Origin of the sequence: Sphingorhabdus sp., from assembly GCF_023910635.1 — a bacterium.
Lineage (GTDB): Bacteria > Pseudomonadota > Alphaproteobacteria > Sphingomonadales > Sphingomonadaceae > Sphingorhabdus_B.
The window spans coordinates 1-1726 of record NZ_JAAVVZ010000080.1 but is presented as its reverse complement, the minus strand read 5'-3'; the positions used below and the strand labels follow the sequence as shown (position 1 = coordinate 1726).

General features: G+C 52.3%; 4 protein-coding genes. 2 read left to right on the top strand and 2 right to left on the bottom strand.

All coding sequences use genetic code 11. The features are described from left to right. Positions 1-238: 238 nt before the first annotated feature. Together HEQ34_RS14335 and HEQ34_RS14330 are read left to right on the top strand one after the other, a co-directional pair. The gene (locus HEQ34_RS14335; protein WP_296201594.1) at positions 239-616 is read left to right on the top strand and encodes a type II toxin-antitoxin system RelE/ParE family toxin; all 378 of its coding nucleotides are present in this window, start codon (positions 239-241) and stop codon (positions 614-616) included. A gap of 5 nt (positions 617-621) precedes the next feature. After that, entirely contained in the window at positions 622-942 is a 321-nt protein-coding gene (locus HEQ34_RS14330) for a DNA-binding transcriptional regulator (protein ID WP_296201592.1), read from the top strand. 155 nt (positions 943-1097) lie between these two features. Here the strand turns inward: HEQ34_RS14330 and HEQ34_RS14325 are convergent, their stop codons facing one another. Next, positions 1098-1358 (bottom strand): DUF2442 domain-containing protein, encoded by a 261-nt coding sequence (locus HEQ34_RS14325; RefSeq protein WP_296201590.1) that lies wholly within the window; start codon positions 1356-1358, stop codon positions 1098-1100. Next, complete coding sequence (locus tag HEQ34_RS14320) at positions 1342-1575, bottom strand: DUF4160 domain-containing protein (protein WP_296201589.1); 234 nt, start codon at positions 1573-1575, stop codon at positions 1342-1344. Before HEQ34_RS14320 ends, HEQ34_RS14325 begins: the two co-directional genes overlap by 17 nt. Positions 1576-1726 lie beyond the last annotated feature (151 nt).

The window sequence follows — 1726 nt, the reverse complement described above, 5'->3', positions numbered from 1 at the left end:
CCAATGCCGTTGAAGAACAATATCGGCAGCTTCGTCGTCGCCTTCGAAGCCCGCCAAACCGCCACCCGCAATGTCCGTCCGTCAACGGTCTCCATGCTGAAAATTGGCGCGCGGGATTTGGTCATAGATGTTCCTTTGGCCCTAAATTTGGGCGTAGCATTAGGTTTAACCGAACGACGGGGTGGTGCAAGCCAAATTCTTGTCTTGTTTTAGGTAGCACTTAGTGCTACCTAAAATCATGTCCGAACCGACCCGTCCACGCGCTTTCAAATCGGCATGGTTTGCAAAAGCGGCGAGGAAAGCGAAGATTTCGGATAAAATGCTATGCAAAGTTATTGCACAAGTGATTGCTGGGCAAGCTGACGATCTGGGCGGTGGTGTTTACAAAAAGCGGCTGTCAAACAACCAGTATCGCTCGATTATCTTGGCACGGGCTGGAAATTTTTGGATTTACGAATTTCTGTTTTCGAAACAGAACAAAGCCAACCTTGAGGACTTTGAATTGAAGAGTTTTCGCAATCTGGCCAAAGTTTATCAGGCAATGTCGGATGAAGGTTTGGCACTCGAAGTCGGTGATGGAAGTTTAATCGAAATTTGCGTAGGGCAGTTGGAGTAAAAACGATGGGTTCGCCGAAATATAAAAGCGATGCGATGGAAGCCATCCATTCATCAGCGCAAGCACTGTTCCGTCATGGCATAATCGACAAAACCACGATGCGCGAATTCGACAAGGACTGCCTGTCACCTGTCCCCGAACTTGCGCCAAAGGATATCCTCCGCCTGCGCAAAGCAAACAAAGTCAGCCAGCCAGTCTTTGCGCGTTATCTGGGCACCAGCGAGTCTACGATCGAAAAATGGGAAAGCGGTGCAAAGCGTCCCAGCGGCATGGCCTTGAAATTGCTCTCGCTGGTAGAAAAGCATGGGTTGCAGGTTTTGGCTTGATTAAGTGCACCTCAATGCCTCCGCCCCGTCGTCCCAGCGCAGGCTGGGGCCCATTACGTCTCGCCGGACAAACGCACGTCAGCGGGACACGATAAGCGCGATAGGCTCCAGCCTGCGCTGGAGCGACAATTCTATAAAATATTGAACAGGTGGCGTTAGGAATTTGCGGGCGCTGGTACACCGCGCAATAAACCTTCGGTGCTTAAGTCCTCATCCACATCGGGCCAGTGAACGCCGAAACCACCACCACATTTCTCCCAATGCTCGCGCTGCTCGACCGAAGCATTTGCCAAACGCGGATACCAAGCAAGCGGGGCAGAAATAGTCCGGCCATCCATCAGGTCCACTATCAGGCTATGCGCATCAAACCGCACATCGAGAACACGCTCGTCGGTGATTTTAGCCGAAATATTCATGCCATTTCTCCATGAACAACATCTGATGTTCGCTTACGATGCTGATTATGCCAGAAATCTGGTGAGCACGAAAGCCCCGGCTTTTTGCGACCTCCAAACTGCCAAGCCAAATCTTTATGGTTGCCTCTCCCTTGTCGATATGAACATGCGGAGGCTCGTTTGGCTCGTGGCTGAAAAAGTAAAATCGAAAGCCATTTTCCCGGTATATGGTGGGCACTCACCCTCCCCCCTCACTCCAAAACATACAGGCCCGGCGCGGCTTCCATTGGTGGGTGCGTCTTGCTCCCCAACGCCTTTGGCGCGGCAGCTTGTGCGCCCGACCGGGCGTGGAGCCATTGCATCCAATAGGGCCACCAGCTTCCGGCGAC

Excerpts from the sequence above, each read along its gene's own strand:
- HEQ34_RS14325 (WP_296201590.1), bottom strand. The coding sequence starts at position 1,358 with ATGAATATTTCGGCTAAAATCACCGACGAGCGTGTTCTCGATGTGCGG.
- HEQ34_RS14330 (WP_296201592.1), top strand. The coding sequence starts at position 622 with ATGGGTTCGCCGAAATATAAAAGCGATGCGATGGAAGCCATCCATTCA.
- HEQ34_RS14335 (WP_296201594.1), top strand. The coding sequence starts at position 239 with ATGTCCGAACCGACCCGTCCACGCGCTTTCAAATCGGCATGGTTTGCA.